Annotated in this window: 17 protein-coding genes; 13 read left to right on the forward strand and 4 right to left on the reverse strand. The window is 59.2% G+C overall.

Annotated elements, in window-relative coordinates; translation table 11 throughout:
- Positions 1-452 precede the first annotated feature (452 nt).
- From EQV97_RS08880 to EQV97_RS08915, 8 genes are all read left to right on the forward strand, one after another.
- The gene (locus tag EQV97_RS08880; RefSeq protein ID WP_122837491.1) at positions 453-2,078 is read left to right on the forward strand and encodes an ABC transporter substrate-binding protein; all 1,626 of its coding nucleotides are present in this window, start codon (positions 453-455) and stop codon (positions 2,076-2,078) included.
- Positions 2,079-2,380: 302 nt separating this feature from the next.
- Positions 2,381-3,982 (forward strand): ABC transporter substrate-binding protein, encoded by a 1,602-nt coding sequence (locus tag EQV97_RS08885; RefSeq protein WP_122837490.1) that lies wholly within the window; start codon positions 2,381-2,383, stop codon positions 3,980-3,982.
- A gap of 172 nt (positions 3,983-4,154) precedes the next feature.
- Positions 4,155-5,570, forward strand: coding sequence for an OprD family porin (locus tag EQV97_RS08890; RefSeq protein WP_122837489.1), 1,416 nt, complete (start codon positions 4,155-4,157; stop codon positions 5,568-5,570).
- Positions 5,571-5,648: 78 nt separating this feature from the next.
- Complete coding sequence (locus EQV97_RS08895; RefSeq protein ID WP_240888832.1) at positions 5,649-7,244, forward strand: ABC transporter substrate-binding protein; 1,596 nt, start codon at positions 5,649-5,651, stop codon at positions 7,242-7,244.
- A 74-nt stretch (positions 7,245-7,318) separates the two neighbouring features.
- Positions 7,319-8,329 carry an ABC transporter permease subunit gene (locus EQV97_RS08900; RefSeq protein ID WP_122837487.1) on the forward strand — a complete coding sequence of 337 codons (1,011 nt, stop codon included), beginning with the start codon at positions 7,319-7,321 and terminating at the stop codon, positions 8,327-8,329.
- A 10-nt stretch (positions 8,330-8,339) separates the two neighbouring features.
- The gene (locus EQV97_RS08905; protein ID WP_122838602.1) at positions 8,340-9,257 is read left to right on the forward strand and encodes an ABC transporter permease subunit; all 918 of its coding nucleotides are present in this window, start codon (positions 8,340-8,342) and stop codon (positions 9,255-9,257) included.
- A gap of 10 nt (positions 9,258-9,267) precedes the next feature.
- A complete protein-coding gene (locus EQV97_RS08910; protein ID WP_122837486.1) occupies positions 9,268-10,236 on the forward strand; it encodes an ABC transporter ATP-binding protein in 969 nt (322 codons plus the stop codon).
- A complete protein-coding gene (locus EQV97_RS08915) occupies positions 10,236-11,216 on the forward strand; it encodes a peptide ABC transporter ATP-binding protein (RefSeq protein ID WP_045061495.1) in 981 nt (326 codons plus the stop codon). The genes EQV97_RS08910 and EQV97_RS08915 overlap by 1 nt, the downstream gene beginning before the upstream one ends.
- A gap of 195 nt (positions 11,217-11,411) precedes the next feature.
- Here EQV97_RS08915 and EQV97_RS08920 read toward each other — a convergent pair whose 3' ends face one another.
- Entirely contained in the window at positions 11,412-11,669 is a 258-nt protein-coding gene (locus EQV97_RS08920; RefSeq protein ID WP_122837485.1) for a hypothetical protein, read from the reverse strand.
- Between the two features lie 303 nt (positions 11,670-11,972).
- The gene (locus EQV97_RS08925; RefSeq protein WP_045060017.1) at positions 11,973-13,556 is read right to left on the reverse strand and encodes a peptide chain release factor 3; all 1,584 of its coding nucleotides are present in this window, start codon (positions 13,554-13,556) and stop codon (positions 11,973-11,975) included.
- A gap of 458 nt (positions 13,557-14,014) precedes the next feature.
- Here EQV97_RS08925 and EQV97_RS08930 point away from each other — a divergent pair, with 458 nt between their 5' ends.
- The 5 genes from EQV97_RS08930 to EQV97_RS08950 all read left to right on the forward strand — a co-directional run bounded on the left by EQV97_RS08930 (position 14,015) and on the right by EQV97_RS08950 (position 19,097).
- Entirely contained in the window at positions 14,015-14,731 is a 717-nt protein-coding gene (locus EQV97_RS08930) for an ABC transporter permease (protein WP_122837484.1), read from the forward strand.
- Positions 14,732-14,766: 35 nt separating this feature from the next.
- Positions 14,767-15,660, forward strand: a complete 894-nt coding sequence (locus tag EQV97_RS08935) for a glycine betaine ABC transporter substrate-binding protein (protein ID WP_122838601.1) — start codon at positions 14,767-14,769, stop codon at positions 15,658-15,660.
- A gap of 12 nt (positions 15,661-15,672) precedes the next feature.
- Positions 15,673-16,326 carry an ABC transporter permease gene (locus EQV97_RS08940; protein ID WP_045060019.1) on the forward strand — a complete coding sequence of 218 codons (654 nt, stop codon included), beginning with the start codon at positions 15,673-15,675 and terminating at the stop codon, positions 16,324-16,326.
- Entirely contained in the window at positions 16,323-17,480 is a 1,158-nt protein-coding gene (locus EQV97_RS08945) for an ABC transporter ATP-binding protein (protein ID WP_122837483.1), read from the forward strand. The genes EQV97_RS08940 and EQV97_RS08945 overlap by 4 nt, the downstream gene beginning before the upstream one ends.
- Before the next feature lie 453 nt (positions 17,481-17,933).
- The gene (locus EQV97_RS08950; RefSeq protein WP_045060021.1) at positions 17,934-19,097 is read left to right on the forward strand and encodes a type III PLP-dependent enzyme; all 1,164 of its coding nucleotides are present in this window, start codon (positions 17,934-17,936) and stop codon (positions 19,095-19,097) included.
- A 194-nt stretch (positions 19,098-19,291) separates the two neighbouring features.
- On the opposite strand, the gene EQV97_RS08955 is transcribed toward EQV97_RS08950, so the two are convergent.
- The gene (locus tag EQV97_RS08955; protein WP_225570537.1) at positions 19,292-20,053 is read right to left on the reverse strand and encodes a sel1 repeat family protein; all 762 of its coding nucleotides are present in this window, start codon (positions 20,051-20,053) and stop codon (positions 19,292-19,294) included.
- Positions 20,050-20,730, reverse strand: coding sequence for a Fe2+-dependent dioxygenase (locus tag EQV97_RS08960; protein ID WP_240888833.1), 681 nt, complete (start codon positions 20,728-20,730; stop codon positions 20,050-20,052). Before EQV97_RS08960 ends, EQV97_RS08955 begins: the two co-directional genes overlap by 4 nt.
- Between the last annotated feature and the right edge of the window lie 190 nt (positions 20,731-20,920).

Raw genomic sequence — 20,920 nt, forward strand, 5'->3', positions numbered from 1 at the left:
GTAGGAGCTGCCGCAGGCTGCGATCTTTTGACTTTGCCTTAAAGATCAAAAGATCGCAGCCTTCGGCAGCTCCTGCGCGGAATACGTCGATCAGGCCGCATACGTGGAATATGTCGATTACGCCGCGTGCGCGAAATATGCCGCATCCGTGGGATATGCCAGATGCGCCGATGGCGAGGGTATAAATAAGTAACACCGCGCGCCAACCGGGTGCACCTCAGCCTTCGATTGCTCCACGCGGGTGCGCGATATGCACCGAAAAAAACCTGCGCAAACGGTCAAATGCGCGTCAATTTACACATATGCGACATTAAGGTACGTTCGTGCCACTGTTTAATGCTTGTGGCCCCCCTGCGTCTTGCATTGGGTATGGCCCCTGCATAAGTATCCGCAGGCACGACTCACGAGGTCGTCCTCTAATTCCAAAAATGACAACAAATCATGAGGCCACCATGCTCAAACACGCGGTCATTCCGTTTTTAGTCGGCGCCAGCTTGTTAGCTGCCGCACCTTTCGCCCAAGCGGCGACTAACCTGGTGTTTTGCTCCGAAGGGAGCCCGGCCGGTTTTGATCCTGGTCAGTACACCACCGGAACCGACTTCGACGCCTCTGCAGAAACCATTTTCAACCGCCTGACCCAGTTCGAGCGCGGCGGCACCGCCGTGATTCCTGGTCTGGCGACCAGCTGGGACATCGCTGACGATGGCCTGACGTACACCTTTCACCTGCGTGAAGGCGTGAAGTTCCACACCACCCCGTACTTCAAGCCGACTCGTGAGTTCAACGCCGACGACGTGCTGTTCACTTTTAATCGCATGATTAACAAGGACGACCCGTTCCGCAAAGCGTACCCGACCGAATTCCCGTACTTCACCGACATGGGGATGGACACCAACATCACCAAGATCGATAAAGTCGACGATCACACCGTCAAATTCACCTTGAAAGAAGTCGACGCTGCGTTCATCCAAAACATGGCCATGAGCTTCGCCTCGCTGCAATCCGCCGAGTACGCTGCCCAGCTGCTCAAGGACGGCAAGCCTGCCGACATCAACCAGAAACCGGTCGGCACCGGCCCGTTCGTGTTCAAGAGCTACCAGAAAGACTCCAACATCCGCTACACCGGGAACAAGGACTACTGGAAGCCTGAAGACGTCAAGATCGACAACCTGATCTTCGCCATCACCACTGACCCGTCGGTACGTATCCAGAAGCTGAAGAAGAACGAGTGCCAGGTCACTCTGTTCCCGCGTCCGGCTGACCTCAAGGCGCTGAAGGAAGACAAGGCGCTGAAGATGCCTGACCAGGCTGGTTTCAACCTGGGCTACATCGCCTACAACGTGATGGACAAGGTCAAGGGCAGCAACGAGGCCAACCCGCTGGCTGACCTGCGCGTGCGCCAAGCGCTGGACATGGCGGTCAACAAGCCGCAGATCATCGACTCGGTTTACCAGGGCGCGGGCCAACTGGCCGTCAACGCCATGCCGCCGACCCAATGGTCCTACGACACCACCATCAAGGACGCCAAGTACGACCCTGAGAAAGCCAAGGAGCTGCTCAAGGAAGCCGGCGTCAAGGAAGGTACCGAAATCGTCCTGTGGGCCATGCCGGTACAGCGTCCGTATAACCCGAACGCCAAGCTGATGGCCGAAATGCTCCAGTCCGACTGGAAGAAAATCGGTCTGAACGTGAAGATCACCAGCTACGAGTGGGGCGAGTACATCAAGCGCTCCAAAGGTGGCGAGAACCAGGCGATGATCATTGGCTGGAGCGGTGACAATGGTGATCCGGACAACTGGCTCAACGTGTTGTTTGGTTGCGACTCGCTGAGCGGCAACAACTTCTCGAAATGGTGCGACAAGAAATTCGACGGCCTCGTGAAGGAAGCCAAGCGCACCACCGACCAAGGCAAGCGCACCGAACTGTACAAACAGGCACAACACGTCCTCAAGGACGCTGTTCCAATGACACCTATCGCTCACTCGACGGTGTATCAACCCATGCGCGCCAACGTGCAGGACTTCAAGATCAGCCCATTTGGCTTGAATTCCTTCTACGGCGTCAGCGTCAGCAAATAAGGTTCAACAACGGCGACGTCAATGACGTCGCCGTTGTTGTATCTACCGAGAGAGTAGGAAATAACCTACATCCATGTCCGACGCTGACTCCAGCGCCGGCGCAGGACGCGTCTACTTTTCCTACGAATGTTTAGGACTCTACGCATTTACTGCCGGCCCGATGGCTCATACCGTCGGAGTTCGACCAGCTCATGCGTGGGCTCTCGGTTTTGCTTCACGTAAATGGATTGCGCTCGATAAGACCCCACGTCCCCAGTCGGAACGAGGCTTGTCGAAAATACTCAGAGAACAGAGGGAGCGTCATGCGCCATACCTTGGTTTTATCCGCATTGCTGGGCACCGGCCTGTTGGCCGCCACGTCCATTAGCCAGGCTGCCAGTGACAGCCTGGTGTTCTGCTCCGAAGGCAGCCCCGCTGGCTTCGATACCGCGCAGTACACCACCGCGACCGACAACGACGCCGCCGAACCGCTCTACAACCGCCTGGCAGAGTTCGAAAAAGGCGCGACCAATGTCGTACCTGGCCTGGCCACCCGCTGGGATATTTCCGAAGACGGCCTGAAATACACCTTCCACCTGCGTGAAGGCGTGAAATTTCACACCACCAAGTACTTCACCCCGAGCCGTGATTTCAACGCCGATGACGTGCTGTTCACGTTCAACCGCATGCTCGATCCGCAGCAGCCATTCCGTCAGGCTTATCCAACCGAATTCCCGTATTTCAACGGGATGAGCCTGAACAAGAACATTGCCAAGGTCGAAAAGACCGGGCCTTTGACCGTGGTCATGACGCTTAATAGCGTCGACGCCGCGTTCATCCAGAACATCGCCATGAGCTTCGCCGCCATCCTGTCCGCCGAATACGCCGACCAGCTGCTGACATCCGGCAAACCAAGCGATATCAACCAGAAGCCGATCGGCACCGGGCCGTTCGTATTCAAGAGTTACCAGAAAGATTCCAACATTCGCTACACTGGCAACAAGCAGTACTGGGACCCGAGCCGGGTCAAACTCGACAACCTGATTTTCGCCATCAACACCGACGCCTCGGTGCGGGTCCAGAAGCTCAAGGCCAACGAATGCCAGATCACCCTGCACCCGCGCCCTGCCGACGTCACCGCGCTGAAAAACGACCCGAAACTCAAGCTCATCGAGAAGCCCGGTTTTAACCTCGGCTACATCGCCTACAACGTTCGACACAAGCCATTCGACCAGCTTGAAGTGCGCCAGGCGCTGGACATGGCAGTGAACAAGCAGGGCATTCTCAACGCCGTGTACCAGGGCGCCGGGCAACTGGCGGTCAACGCCATGCCGCCAACCCAGTGGTCCTACGACGAGACTATCAAGGACGCCGCCTACAACCCGGAAAAAGCCCGTGAGTTGCTCAAGGCCGCCGGCGTCAAGGAAGGCACCGAAATCACCCTGTGGGCGATGCCCGTGCAGCGCCCTTACAACCCCAACGCCAAGTTGATGGCCGAGATGCTCCAGGCCGACTGGGCAAAAATCGGCCTCAAGGTGAAGATCGTCAGCTACGAATGGGGCGAGTACATCAAGCGCACCAAGAATGGCGAGCACGACATCAGCCTGATCGGCTGGACCGGTGACAACGGGGACCCGGACAACTGGCTCGGCACGCTCTACAGCTGCGATGCCATCGGTGGCAACAACTACTCCATGTGGTGTGATCCGGCTTACGACAAGCTGATCAAGCAGGCCAAGATCGTCACCGATCGCGACCAGCGCACCGTGCTGTACAAGCAGGCGCAGCAATTGCTCAAGCAGCAAGTGCCGATCACGCCAGTCGCCCACTCGACGGTCAACCAGCCGTTGAGCGCCAAAATCGAAGGGTTCAAGGTCAGCCCTTTCGGTCGCAACGTGTTCTCGGGTGTCAGCATAGAAAAATAACCGATTAGCCGAAAAACGCGGGGGGCGGATTCCGCCCCCAAGCAAGCGTATTGCCGTTATTCGTCGATCTGGCGTAATGCAAACGTTTGCCAAGCGAAAAGAGTTCCAAACCAAATAGCCGGACCACAAAAAAAGGCCGGTATAAAAAAAGAGAAACCAAGGAGCTTTACCCATGAAACTGAGCAGCACCGCGTTGTTGGCCCTGGCCATCAGTAGCATCACCGCCACGGCTTACGCCGAGACTCAGAGCCAGGAATTCACCCCGGTAACGGTCAACACCAAAAGCGCTCAAGCTGAAGCCACAGGCTTCGTCGAAGGCCAGTCCATCAGTGGCACGACCCGTAACTGGTACGCCAATGAACAGCTCAAACGCGGTGGCAAGTTCGCCTACCGCAAAGACGGCGTTTCGACCGAGACTGATCGCCGGATCAACTGGGTGCAAGGCACCATCATCAAGTACAACTCCGGCTTCACCGAAGGCACCGTCGGCTTCAGCACTGAAGTCGCGGCCTACAACGCCATTGCCCTGGAACGTGATCGCGAGAACCTGGCATCCAACAACGGTGGCGCACCGGGTACTCGTCCAGGCGCGGGCAACAACCGCACCCTGACCCGCGAAGGCGGCGAAGCTGAGGGCCAGTGGAGCAAGCTGGGCCTGGCCAACGTCAAGGCGCGCGTCTCCAACACCACCCTGACCGCCGGGCGCATGAACTTCAGCAGCCCGCAGGTCGACGTCATCGGCAACCGTGCCCTGCCTTCGAGCTTCGAAGGGATCGCGATCCACAGCGAAGAACTGAACAACCTGTCCTTCGACCTGGCCACCTTCGATCGCAACTCTCCGCGTACCGAAGAAAGCCTGAGCAAGTTCCGCTCCGAATACGGCGACTCCAGTGCCGAAGCCGATCACGTCAACACCGCCGGCATCACCTACACACCATTCGCCAGCCTGACTACGAGCCTCTGGGGCACCCAGGCCGAAGACCTGTGGAACCAGTACTACTTCGGCGCCAGCCACGTGCTGGGCGACAGCTCGGTACTGAGCCTGACCACTGGCCTGAACTACTACAAGACCGTCGACGAAGGCAAAAAACTGCTGGGCGAAATCGACAACGACACCTACTCCCTGTCGCTCGGTCTGACCCACCAGGCCCACAGCCTGACCTTCTCCTACCAGGAAGTGAACGGTAACGAGTACTTCGATTACCTGCACGAAACCAACGGCATCTACCTGGCCAACTCCCTGCTGTCGGACTTCAATGGCCCGAACGAGAAATCCTTCCAGATCGCCTATGGCCTGAACATGGCTGAATACGGCGTGCCAGGCCTGAAGTTCAACATCTACCAGGCTCGCGGCTGGGGCATCGACGGCACTCACTACAAGGGTGGCGGCTACGACGGCGTGCAGTCCATGGACGGCGAACACCATTACGAGTACGGCATCGGTGCTGCTTACGCAGTACAAAGCGGCCCGCTCAAGGCCACCGCGATTCGCGCGACCTACACCGCGCACCGTGCCAGCGAAAACCAGGCTGATGGCAGCATCAACGAGTTCCGCCTCGTGACCACCATCCCGTTCAACATTCTGTAATGCACCTGCCCTGCGGCTGATTCAACGATGAATCGGCCGTTGGGCTTTTGTCTTTAAACCGATTGCAGAGGGTTCTCGATGAAAATGCTTCCCCTACGTGCGGCCATTGCGGCCGCGTTGCTGAGTGTCGCTGTTGGCGTCTCGGCCAAGCCCCTGGTGGTGTGTACCGAAAACAGTCCGGAAGGCTTCGACACGGCCCTGTACACGACTGCAGTCACCGCCGACGCCGCAGCCGAGACGCTCTTCAACCGGCTGGCGGACTTCAAGCCTGGCACCACCGAAGTGGTTCCGGCACTGGCCGAATCCTGGGACATCAGCGAAGACGGCCTGAGCTACACATTCCATCTGCGCAAAGGCGTCAAGTTTCACACCACCGACTATTTCAAGCCGACCCGCGAAATGAATGCCGACGACGTGCTTTGGAGCTTCCAGCGCCAGCTGGACCCGAATCATCCGTGGCACAAACAATCGAGCGTGGGCTTCCCGTACTTTGAAAGCATGGGCTTCAAGGAACTGCTCAAAAGCGTCGAGAAGATTGACGACAACACCGTCAAGTTCACCCTGACCCGTCGCGAAGCGCCATTCCTGGCCGACATCGCCATGGCGTTCGCCTCGATCTACTCCGCCGAGTACGCCGACCAGCTGCTCAAGGCAAACAAGCTGGGCGACCTCAACAACAAGCCGGTCGGCACCGGCCCGTTTGTGTTCCAGCGTTACAACAAGGACGCCCAGGTTCGCTTCAAGGCCAACCCGGACTATTTCCGCGGCAAGCCACCGGCTGATGCCCTGATCCTGGCCATCGCCACCGACAACAACGTGCGCCTGCAAAAGCTCAAGGCCAACGAGTGCCAGATCGCCCTGTATCCGAAACCGGACGACATCCCGAGCATCAAGAAAGACACCAACCTCAAGGTTGATGAGCTCAACGCGATGACCGTTTCGTACATTGCCATGAACACTTCGCACAAATACATGAGCGATGTGCGGGTGCGCAAAGCCATTGATATCGCTTTCGACAAGGAAGCGGCGGTCAACGCGCTGTTTGGCAAGGGCAATGCCACCGTGGCGGTCAACCCGTACCCGGACACCCTGCTGGGCTACAACCACAGCCTGAAGAACCCGCCGCGTGATCTCGACAAGGCGCGTGCCCTGATCAAGGAAGCAGGCGTGCCTGAAGGCACCGTGTTGACCTTGTTTACCCGCAACGGCGGCGGCGCGACCAACCCCAACCCGATGCTCGCCGCGCAGATGATGCAGGCCGACCTGGCCAAGATCGGCCTCAAGATCGACATCCGTGTCATGGAGTGGGGCGAAATGCTCAAGCGCGCCAAAAACGGCGAGCACGACATGGTGGCCGCCGGATGGGCGGGCGATAACGGCGACCCGGATAACTTCCTGACGCCTATGCTCAGTTGCGAGGCGGCCAAAAACGGCGAAAACTACGCGCGCTGGTGCAACGAGAAGTTTCAGGCCCTGCTCGACGAAGCCCGGGTCAAAGTGAACCCCGATGAACGTGCGTCGCTCTATGAGCAGGCGCAGGCGATCTTTAACCAGGATCAACCCTGGATCGCCCTTGCCCACACCCGTATGTTTACCGCAATGCGCAAGAACGTAGAGGGCTATCACATCAGCCCTCTCACCACTAATAACTTCGCCACTACCCAGGTGAAGTAGATAAGAAAACTCCCGGTGTCCCTGACTCCAGGGACACCAGGCACGCCTAACCGGCTGATGAGGTACACCACAAGATGTTTAGTTTTATTGCCCGCCGATTGGGGTTATTGATCCCCACGTTCTTCGGCATCACCTTGCTGACTTTCGCGTTGATTCGCATGATCCCTGGCGACCCCGTGGAAGTCATGATGGGCGAACGCAGAGTCGACCCGGAAATGCATGCTCAGGCAATGGAACGCCTAGGTCTGAACAAACCCCTGTATGCCCAATACCTGGATTACATTGGCAAACTGGCTCAAGGCGATCTCGGCGAATCGTTGCGCACCCGGGAAAGCGTCTGGACTGAATTCACTTCACTCTTCCCCGCGACCCTGGAACTGTCCATGGCCGCCCTGCTGTTCGCCGGCATCCTGGGCCTGCTGGCCGGGGTGATCGCGGCACTCAAGCGAGGATCCCTGTTCGACCATGGGGTGATGGGCATCTCCCTGGCGGGATATTCGATGCCGATCTTCTGGTGGGGCCTGATCCTGATCATGTTCTTCTCGGTGTCCCTGGGCTGGACCCCGGTGTCCGGACGGATCGACCTGCTCTATGACATCGAGCCGCGTACCGGCTTCATGCTGATCGACACGCTGCTGGCCGATGACGTCGGTGCTTTCCTCGATGCGCTGCACCACCTGATCCTGCCTGCCATCGTGCTCGGCACCATCCCACTGGCGGTCATTGCGCGGATGACCCGTTCCTCGATGCTCGAAGTGCTGCGCGAAGACTACATCCGCACCGCCCGCGCCAAAGGCCTGTCGCCATCGCGCGTGGTATTCGTGCACGGCCTGCGCAATGCACTGATTCCGGTACTGACGGTAGTCGGCCTGCAAGTCGGCACGCTGCTGGCCGGTGCGGTCCTGACCGAAACCATCTTCTCCTGGCCCGGCATCGGCAAATGGCTGATCGAAGCCATTGGCGCGCGGGACTATCCCGTGGTGCAGAACGGCATCCTGTTAATCGCCTGCCTGGTGATTCTGGTCAACTTCGTAGTGGATATCCTCTACGGCTTTGCCAACCCACGCATCCGTCATCAGCGCTGAGATCATGACCATGACCACTCCAGCTTCAACTCCAGCGGTAGCAGTCGATCAAAGCCTGCTGTACCCGTCCCCGTACAAAGAATTCTGGCATGCCTTCTCCAGGAACAAAGGCGCCGTCGCCGGCCTGATGTTCATGTTACTGGTGATTTTCTGCGCACTGTTCGCCCCCTGGGTGGCACCGCACAACCCGAGCGAGCAGTACCGCGACTTCCTGCTGACCCCGCCAGCCTGGCTGGAAGGTGGGCAGATGCAGTTCCTGCTCGGTACCGATGAACTGGGCCGAGACCTGCTGTCACGGCTGATCCAGGGCTCGCGGCTGTCGCTGCTGATCGGCTTGTCGTCGGTAGTGATGTCGCTGATTCCAGGGATTCTCCTGGGACTGTTCGCCGGGTTTTTCCCGCGCTTGCTTGGCCCGACCATCATGCGCCTGATGGACATCATGCTGGCACTGCCGTCACTGCTGCTGGCCGTGGCGATTGTCGCCATCCTCGGCCCTGGCCTGATCAACACCGTGATCGCCATCGCTGTGGTGTCCCTGCCATCCTACGTGCGCCTGACCCGCGCTGCGGTGATGGGCGAACTGAACCGTGACTACGTGACCGCCGCGCGCCTGGCGGGTGCCGGTCTGCCACGCCTGATGTTCATCACCGTGCTGCCCAACTGCATGGCACCGCTGATCGTGCAGGCGACCTTGAGCTTCTCCTCGGCAATTCTCGATGCTGCGGCACTGGGCTTCCTGGGCCTTGGCGTACAACCGCCAACCCCAGAGTGGGGCACCATGCTGGCTTCGGCTCGCGACTACATCGAACGCGCCTGGTGGGTGGTGAGTCTGCCTGGTTTGACCATTTTGCTCAGCGTGCTGGCAATCAACTTGATGGGCGACGGCCTGCGCGATGCGCTGGACCCGAAACTCAAGAACGCCGCCTGAGGAGATTCAAATGTCATTGTTAGAAATCAAGAATCTCAATGTTCGCTTTGGCGACAAGAATGCCGTGCCAGTGGTCGATGGCCTCGACCTCAAGGTCGACAAGGGCGAAGTCCTGGCCATCGTTGGCGAGTCGGGTTCCGGCAAGTCCGTGACCATGATGGCGTTGATGGGGCTGATCGAGCACCCGGGCATCGTGACCGCCGACGCGCTGAACTTCGACGGCAAGAACATGCTCAAGCTCAGCAATCGTCAGCGTCGGCAAATCGTCGGCAAAGACCTGGCCATGGTGTTCCAGGACCCGATGACCGCGTTGAACCCGAGCTACACCGTCGGTTTCCAGATCGAAGAAGTGCTGCGCCTGCACCTGAAAATGTCCGGCAAGCAGGCGCGCAAACGCGCCATCGAACTGCTGGAAAAAGTTGAAATTCCGGGCGCCGCCAGTCGGATGGATGCCTACCCGCACCAGTTGTCCGGCGGTATGAGCCAGCGTGTCGCGATCGCCATGGCGATTGCCGGCGAGCCGAAGTTGCTGATCGCCGACGAACCGACCACAGCCCTCGACGTGACGATTCAGGCGCAGATCATGGAGTTGCTGCTGGCCCTGCAGAAAGAGCAGAACATGGGCCTGGTGCTGATCACCCACGACCTCGCCGTCGTTGCCGAAACCGCCCAGCGCGTGTGCGTGATGTACGCCGGCCAGGCAGTTGAAGTCGGCCAGGTACCGCAACTGTTCGACATCCCGGCGCACCCGTACAGCGAAGCGCTGCTCAAGGCCATTCCGGAACACAGCCTCGGCGCCTCGCGCCTGTCCACGCTGCCGGGCATCGTTCCGGGTCGTTACGACCGTCCGCAGGGTTGCCTGCTGTCGCCGCGCTGCCCCTATGTGCAAGAAAATTGCCGCACCCAGCGTCCGGCCCTCGACCCGAAAAGCAACAGCCTCGCCCGCTGCTTCTACCCGCTGAATCAGGAGGTGGCGTAATGGCCGTCGTACTTACCGCCCGCGACCTGACCCGTCACTACGAAGTGTCCCGTGGCCTGTTCAAGGGCCATGCGACCGTACGCGCCCTCAACGGCGTGTCGTTCGAACTGGAAGCTGGCAAAACCCTCGCTGTCGTGGGTGAATCGGGTTGCGGCAAATCCACCCTGGCCCGCGCATTGACCCTGATCGAAGAGCCGTCATCCGGCTCCTTGAAAATCGCCGGCCAGGAAGTCGCTGGCGCCGACAAGGCCCAGCGCAAGCAGCTGCGTAAAGACGTGCAGATGGTGTTCCAGAGCCCGTATGCGTCGTTGAACCCGCGGCAGAAAGTCGGCGACCAGCTGGGCGAACCGCTGCTGATCAACACCAACCTGAGCGCCGCTGAACGTCGCGAGAAAGTCCAGGCGATGATGAAGCAGGTGGGCTTGCGCCCTGAGCATTACCAGCGCTACCCGCATATGTTCTCCGGCGGCCAGCGCCAACGGATTGCCCTCGCCCGCGCGATGATGTTGCAGCCGAAAGTGCTGGTGGCGGATGAGCCGACCTCGGCACTGGACGTGTCGATCCAGGCCCAGGTGCTGAACCTGTTCATGGACCTGCAGCAGGAGTTCAACACCGCCTACGTGTTCATCTCCCACAACCTGGCGGTGGTGCAACACGTCGCCGATGACGTAATGGTGATGTACCTCGGCCGCCCGGTGGAAATCGGCCCGAAGAACGACATCTACGAACGCCCGCTGCACCCCTACACCCAGGCGCTGCTGTCGGCCACCCCGACCATTCACCCGGACCCGAACAAGCCGAAAATCAAGATCGTCGGCGAACTGCCCAACCCGCTGAACCCGCCACCGGGCTGCGCTTTCCACAAGCGCTGCCCGTATGCGACCGAGCGCTGCAGTACCGAAGAGCCGGCGTTGCGTCTGCTCGACAACCGCCAGGTGGCTTGCCACTACGCCGAGCAGTTCCTCGACGGCGTGGCCTGACAGTGGAATAAAAAACCTGTGGGAGCGGGCTTGCCCGCGATAGCGTCCCGCCAGTCGACTTTGATGTCACTGAGGTATCGCCATCGCGGGCAAGCCCGCTCCCACAGGATCATGGACTGGTTGTTCAAGACCCCCTTCTACCTCGACTATGTACATGTCGGAGTGAAGGGGTTTTCTTTTGCCCGAAATGACCTCTTACGTCTGGCTATCGCCTTCATCCGGGTCGTCAGAATCCGGCTCGTCGGTAGTGGAATCATCGTCGTCAGCGCTACCGCCCTGCCCCTGGTCACCGGGCTCGGATTCGGACTTGGCGATCATCAGGCCTGAGTGCCCTACCTGCCCGCTCGATGCCTGTTCACCGTGATCAGGGCATTCCGCCCGCGCTGCGGACATGCCAACGGACATAATCACCAAAACCTTTAGCAACAGCAAAATGCGTTGAAGAATGCTCATAGCCGAATCCATCCTTTCTGAGATGCAGCATGGGTGCCTGCCGGCGCGTAACCCGGTTACCGTGGCGCTGACTGAAATCTAGTTCCGATCGACCGGGTTCTCCAGATAGGACGCCAGCGAACAGAAGTAATTGCCGCTAATGGACAGATTGGTTTGGAATAATTGTTAGGCCAAAAAATCAAAAGATCGCAGCCTTCGGCAGCTCCTACAGGTATACGCCGAAGGCTGCGATCTTTTGGTCTTCGCCAGAAAGCAAAAACCCCGAGGCTTTCGCAACGGGGCTTTTGTGTGACAGCTCAACGCTTAGTGATGCTCACGCGTTGCTCGGAATTTCACATCCGGCCAGCGCTCTTCCATCAGCGCCAGGTTGACCCGCGTCGGGGCAAGGTACGTCAGGTGACCGCCTCCGTCGACCGCGAGGTTTTCCACAGCCTTGACGCGGAATTCCTCCATCTTCTTCTTATCGTCGCAATCGATCCAGCGCGCCGAGTACACGGTGATCGGCTCGTACGAGCACTCGACCTTGTATTCCTCTTTCAAGCGGCTGGCGACCACGTCGAACTGCAGCACACCCACGGCGCCGAGGATGATGTCGTTGCTGCGCTCGGGGAAGAACACCTGGGTCGCGCCCTCTTCGGCCAGTTGCTGCAAGCCCTGGCGCAGCTGTTTGGACTTCAGCGGATCGCGCAGACGCACACGACGGAACAGCTCCGGGGCGAAGTGCGGGATACCGGTGAAGCCCAGGACCTCGCCTTCGGTGAAGGTGTCGCCGATCTGGATGGTGCCGTGGTTGTGCAGGCCGATGATGTCGCCGGCGAAGGCTTCTTCCAGTTGCTCACGCTCGGAGGAGAAGAACGTCAGCGCGTCGCCGATCCGTACATCCTTGCCGGTGCGCACGTGGCGCATCTTCATGCCCTTTTCGTATTTGCCGGAGCAGATACGCATGAAGGCGATACGGTCGCGGTGTTTGGGGTCCATGTTCGCCTGGATCTTGAACACGAAGCCGGTGAATTTCTCTTCGATCGGTTCCACGGTGCGCTCGTTGGCGACCCGCGCCAGAGGTTTCGGCGCCCAATTGATCACGGCGTCGAGCACGTGATCGACACCGAAGTTGCCCAGGGCAGTACCGAAGAACACAGGGGTCAGCTGGCCGTCGAGGAATTCCTGTTGGTTGAATTCGTGGCAGGCGCCCTGCACCAGCTCCAGCTGGTCGACGAAGCGGTCGTACTCGTCGCCCAGATGCGCGCGGGCTTCGTCCGAGTCGAGCTTCTCGATGATCTTCACATCGGTACGTTCGTGGCCGTGACCGGCGGTGTAGACGATGATGTAGTCGTCGGCCAGGTGATACACACCCTTGAAGTCGCGGTAGCAACCGATCGGCCAGGTGATCGGCGCGGCCTTGATCTTCAGGACTGCTTCGATTTCGTCGAGCAGTTCGATCGGATCGCGGATGTCGCGGTCGAGTTTGTTGATGAAGCTGACAATCGGCGTGTCCCGCAGACGGCAGACGTCCATCAGCGCGATGGTCCGTGGCTCTACACCCTTACCGCCGTCGAGGACCATCAATGCCGAGTCGACCGCCGTCAGGGTACGGTAGGTATCTTCGGAGAAGTCTTCGTGGCCCGGGGTGTCGAGCAGGTTGACCATGTGGTCGCGATACGGGAACTGCATGACCGACGTGGTAATGGAAATACCCCGTTGTTTTTCCATTTCCATCCAGTCGGAGGTGGCATGGCGGTCGGACTTGCGTGACTTCACCGTGCCGGCAACCGCGATCGCCTTGCCCATCAGCAGGAGCTTCTCGGTGATGGTGGTCTTACCGGCATCGGGGTGGGAAATAATGGCGAAAGTGCGGCGTTTCGCGACTTCGGCGGCCTGTTTGGTCATGGGAAATCGCCTGGCAGGTGATTCAAAAAAGGGCGGCGAGTATAGCTTAAAACGCGCCCCACGGACCACCGCTCGTACCCTTCCCAAACACCCTATCCCCCCGTAGAAGCTGCCGAAGGCTGCGATCCTGTGATCTTGTTTTGAAAAAAACCGTCGAAGATCAAGATCAAAGATCGTCCGAACGCGGCCCGAGCCTTCGGCAGCTCCTACGGTGGCTATTTGCTGTTATTTATGGAACCTTTTAAAAGGTAGAGACGTCCACTCCCCTGTTACAGCACTCGTGTCAGGGGCTGATAAATCAGCAAGTTAGCCTGACGAGGCTGCGCTTATGGCTTGATCTCATGCGGTTTTATCAGCATGAACAGCTGCTTCTCGCGAACGTTGCATTGCCCGGCAGCCAGGAATGGCACTGCCACTCGGGACTGCGTTCGCCGACTAAGAAAAAAAGGAGTCCGCCTGTGGCTATTCGCTATGGCAAAGGGCTGATAGGAGGTGCGGTTGTCGTCGCACTCCTGGCCCTGCTGGTCCACTGGATCGGCATCGATACGATCGAACATTACCGCGACGATTTGTTGTTTTACCTGCAAGCCCATTTGATGCTCGTCCTCGCCTCCATGCTGGCCGCCCTTGTTGTGGGCATACCCGCCGGTATCTTCCTCAGTCGCCCGACCATGGTTGGCCGTGCTGAACGCTTCATGCAAATCTTCAACATCGGCAACACCGTGCCGCCCCTGGCCGTACTGGCCATCGCCCTGGGCATCCTTGGCATCGGCAGTGGTCCTGCGATCTTCGCCCTGTTCCTCGCCTCGCTGTTGCCGATCGTGCGCAACACCTATGAAGGCCTGAAAAACGTCCAGGGTTCGCTCAAGGAAGCAGCCGTCGGCATCGGCATGACGCCGACCCAAGTGTTATGGCGGGTCGAACTGCCAAACGCCGTACCGATCATCATCGGTGGTGTGCGTGTGGCCCTGGCGATCAACGTCGGTACGGCACCGCTGGCTTTCCTGATCGGCGCCAACAGCCTGGGCAGCCTGATTTTCCCTGGCATCGCCCTGAACAATCAGCCGCAACTGCTGCTCGGCGCGGCATGTACCGCCTTGCTGGCCTTGCTGCTCGATGGTCTGGTGACACTGGCCAGCCGCCTCTGGCTCGAACGCGGCTTGCGCCCGTCTTAAGCCTCGGCAAAGGAATATTTATGAAAGCTCTCCACTTGAAAGGCATGACCTTGATAATGGGCTGTGTCCTGCTGTTCGCAGGATTGGCCCAAGCCGCTGAAAAACCGGTGATTCGCATCGGCGCCCGGGTGTTCACCGAACAGACCCTGCTCGCGGAAATCACTTCCCAGTACCTGCGCACCAAGGGTTACGACACCCAGGTGACGGGCGGTCTGGGCAGCAACCTCGCTCGCAGCGCTCAGGAAAGCGGCCAACTGGACCTGCTTTGGGAATACACCGGCGTGTCGCTGGTGGCTTACAACCACATCACTGAAAAGCTCGACAGCGCCCAGTCCTACGCCCGGGTGAAAGAACTCGACGCGAAAAAAGGCCTGGTCTGGCTCACCCCGTCGAAGTTCAGCAACACCTACGCCCTGGCACTGCCGGAAACCACCGCCAAGGCTTATCCGCAGATCAACACCATCAGCGAGCTGAACACGGTGATGCAGGCTGAGGCGAAGACCAACCACCTCGTTGCACTGGACACCGAGTTTGCCAACCGTTCCGACGGCATGGCCGGCATGGTCGAGCTCTACGGCATGAACCTGACCCGGAAAAACACGCGCCAGATGGATGCCGGGCTGGTCTATACCGCCCTGCGTAATGGCCAGGTGTTTGCCGGCCTGGTCTACACCACCGACGGTCGCTTGAACGCCTTCAAACTCAAGCTGCTGGAAGACGACAAGCACTACTTCCCGGACTACACCGCAGCACCGGTGGTACGCCAGGCTTACCTCGACGCTCATCCAAAACTCGCGGAAGAAATCAAACCGCTGGCCGAGCTGTTCGATGACGAGACCATGCGTGCTCTGAATGCGCGGGTCGACGTCGGTCACGAAAGCCCATCATCCGTTGCCGCCGATTTCCTGCGCCAGCACCCAATCAACTAAGGAGGAAAAGACATGGAATTTCTGAACGCCTTTTCCCATCTCGACTGGGCCCAGGTGGCGCATCTGACCTGGCAGCACATCACCCTGGTCGGCATTGCCGTGACCCTGGCGATCGTAGCCGGCGTGCCGTTGGGCATCCTGATGACCCGGTTCCCGACGCTGGCCGGGCCGCTACAGGCCAGCGCCACGGTGCTGCTGACGGTGCCGTCGATCGCACTGTTCGGCCTGCTGCTGCCGTTCTACTCGAAATTCGGCCAGGGCCTGGGGCCGATGCCGGCGATCACCGCCGTCTTCCTGTACTCGCTGCTGCCGATCATGCGTAACACCTACCTCGCCCTGACCGGCGTGGAACCTGGCATTCGCGAAGCCGCCCGCGGTATCGGCATGACCTTCGGCCAGCGCCTGCGCATGGTCGAGCTGCCGATTGCAGTGCCGGTGATCCTCGCCGGTGTACGCACCGCCGTGGTCATGAACATCGGCGTCATGACCATCGCCGCCACCATCGGTGCCGGTGGCCTGGGTGTACTCATTCTCGCTTCAATCAGCCGCAGCGATATGTCGATGCTGATCGTCGGCGCCGTGCTGGTCAGTCTCCTGGCCATCTTCGCCGACCTGCTTCTGCAATGGCTGCAACGCACGCTGACTCCAAAAGGACTGCTCAAATGATCGAACTTCAAAACCTCAGCAAGACCTTCCAAAGCAACGGCAAAGATGTGAAAGCCGTGGACTCCGTCAGCCTGACCGTCAATGAAGGCGAAATCTGCGTGTTCCTCGGGCCATCGGGCTGCGGCAAAAGCACCACGCTGAAAATGATCAACCGCCTGATCAAGCCGACCTCGGGCAAGATCCTGATCAACGGTGAGGACACCACCGACCTCGACGCCGTGACCCTGCGTCGTAACATCGGCTATGTGATCCAGCAGATCGGTCTGTTCCCGAACATGACCATCGAGGAAAACATCACCATCGTCCCGCGCCTGTTGGGCTGGGACAAACAGAAATGCCACGACCGCGCCCGCGAGTTGATGAGCATGATCAAGCTTGAACCCAAGCAGTATCTCAATCGCTACCCGCGTGAACTGTCGGGCGGCCAGCAGCAGCGGATCGGTGTGATCCGCGCGCTGGCGGCAGATGCGCCATTGCTGTTGATGGACGAACCGTTCGGCGCGGTCGACCCGATCAACCGCGAGATGATCCAGAACGAATTCTTTGAGATGCAACGCGCGCTGAACAAGACCGTGATCATGGTCAGCCACGACATCGACGAAGCGATCAAGCTGGGCGACAAGATTGCGATCTTCCGCGCAGGCAAATTGTTGCAGATCGATCATCCGGACACCTTGCTGGCGCACCCTGCGGATGACTTTGTCAGCAACTTCGTCGGCCAGGACAGCACCCTCAAGCGCCTGTTGCTGGTGAAGGCTGAAGACGCGGCGGACAACGCGCCATCGGTCAGCCCGGAAACCCCGGTGGCCGACGCCCTGGAGCTGATGGACGAACATGACCGCCGTTATGTGGTGGTGACGGATGGTGAGAACAAGGCGCTGGGCTATGTCCGACGTCGTGACCTGCATCGCCAGGCCGGCACGTGCGCGCAATACCTGCGCGAGTTCAACGCCACGGCGGCCTACGACGAGCATTTGCGCATCCTGCTGTCGCGCATGTACGAGTTCAACCGCTCGTGGTTGCCGGTGATGGACGCCGAGCGGGTGTTCCTGGGTGAAGTCACTCAGGAGTCGATTGCCGAGTACCTGAGCTCCGGCAAGTCCCGTGGCGGCAAGACCAGCATTGTTTCGCCAGCCGAGACTGCGGTCGCCTGACAAAAAATAACTGTAGGAGCGAGCTTGCTCGCGATGCACTCAATGGCCCCGCGGAGTATCAGGTTCCCTGCGCTATCGTTGACGTCCATCGCGAGCAAGCTCGCTCCTGCACGTATTGAAATCTCCCTCCTTGGGGAACATCACACTGTCATGCAGGTCGGTTACATCAGTAACTGTCCAGGACCGCACGACGGAAGCGTGCAAAAACGCGACATTTTTTGTTGATCTCGAGCCCCTCACGCCCTAAAGTTCGCGCCGAACGTCCATGCTGGAAACGATCCATCCGGCTCAAGTACTGACGACGAGACAGCAAGGCCAAGGGAAGCACCGCCTCCCGTGGCCTTTTTTGCTTTCGGCGACATGCCTTGGGAAGTAGGCGAACCAAAGTGGGGATACGGAGGACGTTCATTTACACCCATTGACCAAACCAGTTTGCCCTTAGGAGTCTCCAGCATGTCGATCAACGTCGAAGATTATTTCGAGCGCGCCACTTTTGACAAAATGAAGGCGTTCGCCGACAAGCAAGAAACCCCGTTCGTGGTGATCGACACCGCGATGATCAGCCAGGCCTACGATGACCTGCGCGCCGGTTTCGAGTTCGCCAAAGTCTATTACGCGGTAAAAGCCAACCCGGCGGTAGAGATCATCGACCTGTTGAAAGACAAGGGGTCGAGCTTCGACATCGCGTCGATCTACGAGCTGGACAAGGTCATGGACCGCGGCGTCAGCGCCGACCGTATCAGCTACGGCAACACCATCAAGAAATCCAAAGACATCCGTTATTTCTACGACAAGGGCGTGCGCCTGTTCTCCACCGACTCCGAAGCCGACTTGCGCAACATTGCCAAGGCTGCACCGGGCTCGAAAGTCTACGTGCGTATTCTCACCGAAGGCTCGACCACGGCTGACTGGCCTTTGTCGCGCAAATTCGGCTGCCAGACCGACATGGCCATGGACCTGCTGATCCTCGCCCGCGACCTCGGCCTGGTGCCTTACGGCATCTCCTTCCACGTCGGGTCGCAACAGCGCGACATCAGCGTGTGGGACGCGGCGATCGCCAAGGTCAAGGTGATCTTCGAGCGCCTGAAAGAAGAAGACGGCATTGTGCTCAAGCTGATCAACATGGGCGGCGGCTTCCCGGCCAACTACATCACCCGCACCAACAGCCTGGAAACCTACGCCGAGGAAATCATCCGCTTCCTCAAGGAAGACTTCGGTGACGACCTGCCGGAAATCATCCTGGAGCCGGGCCGTTCGCTGATCGCCAACGCTGGCATCCTGGTCAGCGAAGTGGTGCTGGTTGCGCGCAAATCCCGTACCGCCGTCGAGCGTTGGGTGTACACGGATGTGGGCAAGTTCTCCGGCCTGATCGAAACCATGGACGAAGCCATCAAGTTCCCGATCTGGACCGAGAAAAAAGGCGAGATGGAAGAAGTGGTCATCGCCGGCCCCACCTGCGACAGCGCCGACATCATGTACGAAAACTACAAATACGGCCTGCCACTGAACCTGGCGATCGGTGACCGTATGTACTGGCTGTCGACCGGTGCCTATACCACCAGCTACAGCGCCGTAGAGTTCAATGGCTTCCCGCCGCTGAAATCGTATTACGTGTAAGCGGTAGCCGCGCAAAACAAAAAGCCCATGACACGTCATGGGCTTTTTTGTGCCTTGAAATGCAGTCCCTGTAGGAGCTGCCGCAGGCTGCGATCTTTTGATCTTGTTTTTCAAAGGCCAGATCAACAGATCGCAGCCTGCGGCAGCTCCTACGGCCAATTGCAGTGCAGGTAGCGTTTCGTCATTGCCCGCAATTACAGGGGATCGCGTTCCAATTCGCTTTGGCGCTGGGCGTAGTCGGTTGCCAATGCGCGGATTTGCGGATCGGCGGCGCTCGCCAACGCCTGGCTCGCCACCCGCAGGAAATTCAGGTTCCCGCCCGCCAGTGCCTTGCGTAACCAGTGCAGCGCTTCGGCGACATTGCCTTCATCCGCCAGCACGGCGGCATAACTGAACTGCCCGCGAAAATCGCCGCCAACCGCCGAGCGTCGATACCAGTCACGCGCCGCCTTCGGATCACCCGGGCAGTACTGGCCTTCTTCAAGATAACGCCCCAGCAGGTTCATCGATTTCGCGTGGCCAAGCCCGGCGGCACGGCGATACAGAGCAAGTGCCTGCCCCTGATCTTCCGTTACCCCACGCCCGGTTGCCAGCAGGTTGGCGTAGTTGTACATCGCCCAATCCAGGCCTGCGTCTGCGGCGATCCGATAATGCCCGGCCGCCACTGCGGCGTCCGCAGCGCACCCCCACCCGTGTTCATGGCAGCGACCCAGCATGTTGCGCGCCATCAGGTGGCCGCGTTTCGCCGCTATCTCGAACCAGCGCAGGGCCAGTGGCAAATCCTGCTCGATACCTTGCCCGTCCAGCAGGATCTGCCCGAGCAATGCCTGGGCCTCCAGGAGGTTCTCGCGGGCGGCGATCAGGATGGCCTGGGCAGCACGCGCCGGGCTTTCGTCGAGCATGGCCTTGAGCCGTTCACCGTCCAGAACTTCCTCGCGGCGCAATTGAAAAGTCATACCTCGACCCAGCGGCGCAGCAGGTTGTGATAGGTGCCGGTCAGGCGGATCAATGAAGGATGATCCGGCATGTCCTGAGTCAACTGACGGATCGCCCCGTCCATCTCGAACAGCAGCGCGCGCTGGCTGTCCTCGCGCACCAGGCTCTGGGTCCAGAAGAACGAGGCAAAACGTGTCCCGCGGGTAACCGCATTGACCTTGTGCAGGCTGGTGCCGGGATACAGGACCATGTCACCGGCAGGCAATTTGACCCGCTGGGTGCCGAAGGTGTCCTGGATCTCCAGTTCGCCGCCGTCATAGTCCTCGGGCTCGCTGAAGAACAGGGTGGCCGACAGGTCGGTGCGCACACGCTCGACACTGTTCTGCGGCTGGCGCACTGCGTTGTCGATATGGAAGTCGAAACTGCCGCCCGCCGTGTAACAGTTCAGCAACGGCGGGAAGACCTTGTGCGGCAGGGCTGCGGACATGAACAGCGGATTTTTCCACAGCCGTTCCAGCATCGCTGCGCCGATTTCCTTGGCCAGTGGATGGCCTTCCGGCAGCTGCAAATTATGCTTGGCCTTGGCCGATTGGTAACCGGCCGTGATTTTGCCATCGGCCCAATCCGCCTGCTCCAGGGCCTCCCGGATACGCTGCACTTCTTCTTTCGCGAACACGCCGGGAATGTGCAGCAACATGGAGGCAATACCTGAAGGCAAGGGGATGGCAATGGTATTGATTCTTATTGACCGTGTAAAACCCTCGCGACGAACGAATCAGCAAAAACCGTAAGGGTAAATTGTAAAGAATGTAAATTCAGTGCGAATAGTAATGTTTCGCAATTGATACGAATACCTGTTTACCCTATATTCCGCGACCTCAAATCCT

This window comes from Pseudomonas sp. TMW22090, from assembly GCF_022496665.1.
GTDB classification, from domain to species: domain Bacteria; phylum Pseudomonadota; class Gammaproteobacteria; order Pseudomonadales; family Pseudomonadaceae; genus Aquipseudomonas; species Aquipseudomonas gregormendelii.

Excerpts from the sequence above, each read along its gene's own strand:
- EQV97_RS08880 (WP_122837491.1), top strand. The coding sequence starts at position 453 with ATGCTCAAACACGCGGTCATTCCGTTTTTAGTCGGCGCCAGCTTGTTA.
- EQV97_RS08885 (WP_122837490.1), top strand. The coding sequence starts at position 2,381 with ATGCGCCATACCTTGGTTTTATCCGCATTGCTGGGCACCGGCCTGTTG.
- EQV97_RS08890 (WP_122837489.1), top strand. The coding sequence starts at position 4,155 with ATGAAACTGAGCAGCACCGCGTTGTTGGCCCTGGCCATCAGTAGCATC.
- EQV97_RS08895 (WP_240888832.1), top strand. The coding sequence starts at position 5,649 with ATGAAAATGCTTCCCCTACGTGCGGCCATTGCGGCCGCGTTGCTGAGT.
- EQV97_RS08900 (WP_122837487.1), top strand. The coding sequence starts at position 7,319 with ATGTTTAGTTTTATTGCCCGCCGATTGGGGTTATTGATCCCCACGTTC.
- EQV97_RS08905 (WP_122838602.1), top strand. The coding sequence starts at position 8,340 with ATGACCACTCCAGCTTCAACTCCAGCGGTAGCAGTCGATCAAAGCCTG.
- EQV97_RS08910 (WP_122837486.1), top strand. The coding sequence starts at position 9,268 with ATGTCATTGTTAGAAATCAAGAATCTCAATGTTCGCTTTGGCGACAAG.
- EQV97_RS08915 (WP_045061495.1), top strand. The coding sequence starts at position 10,236 with ATGGCCGTCGTACTTACCGCCCGCGACCTGACCCGTCACTACGAAGTG.
- EQV97_RS08920 (WP_122837485.1), bottom strand. The coding sequence starts at position 11,669 with ATGAGCATTCTTCAACGCATTTTGCTGTTGCTAAAGGTTTTGGTGATT.
- EQV97_RS08925 (WP_045060017.1), bottom strand. The coding sequence starts at position 13,556 with ATGACCAAACAGGCCGCCGAAGTCGCGAAACGCCGCACTTTCGCCATT.
- EQV97_RS08940 (WP_045060019.1), top strand. The coding sequence starts at position 15,673 with ATGGAATTTCTGAACGCCTTTTCCCATCTCGACTGGGCCCAGGTGGCG.
- EQV97_RS08945 (WP_122837483.1), top strand. The coding sequence starts at position 16,323 with ATGATCGAACTTCAAAACCTCAGCAAGACCTTCCAAAGCAACGGCAAA.
- EQV97_RS08950 (WP_045060021.1), top strand. The coding sequence starts at position 17,934 with ATGTCGATCAACGTCGAAGATTATTTCGAGCGCGCCACTTTTGACAAA.
- EQV97_RS08955 (WP_225570537.1), bottom strand. The coding sequence starts at position 20,053 with ATGACTTTTCAATTGCGCCGCGAGGAAGTTCTGGACGGTGAACGGCTC.
- EQV97_RS08960 (WP_240888833.1), bottom strand. The coding sequence starts at position 20,730 with ATGTTGCTGCACATTCCCGGCGTGTTCGCGAAAGAAGAAGTGCAGCGT.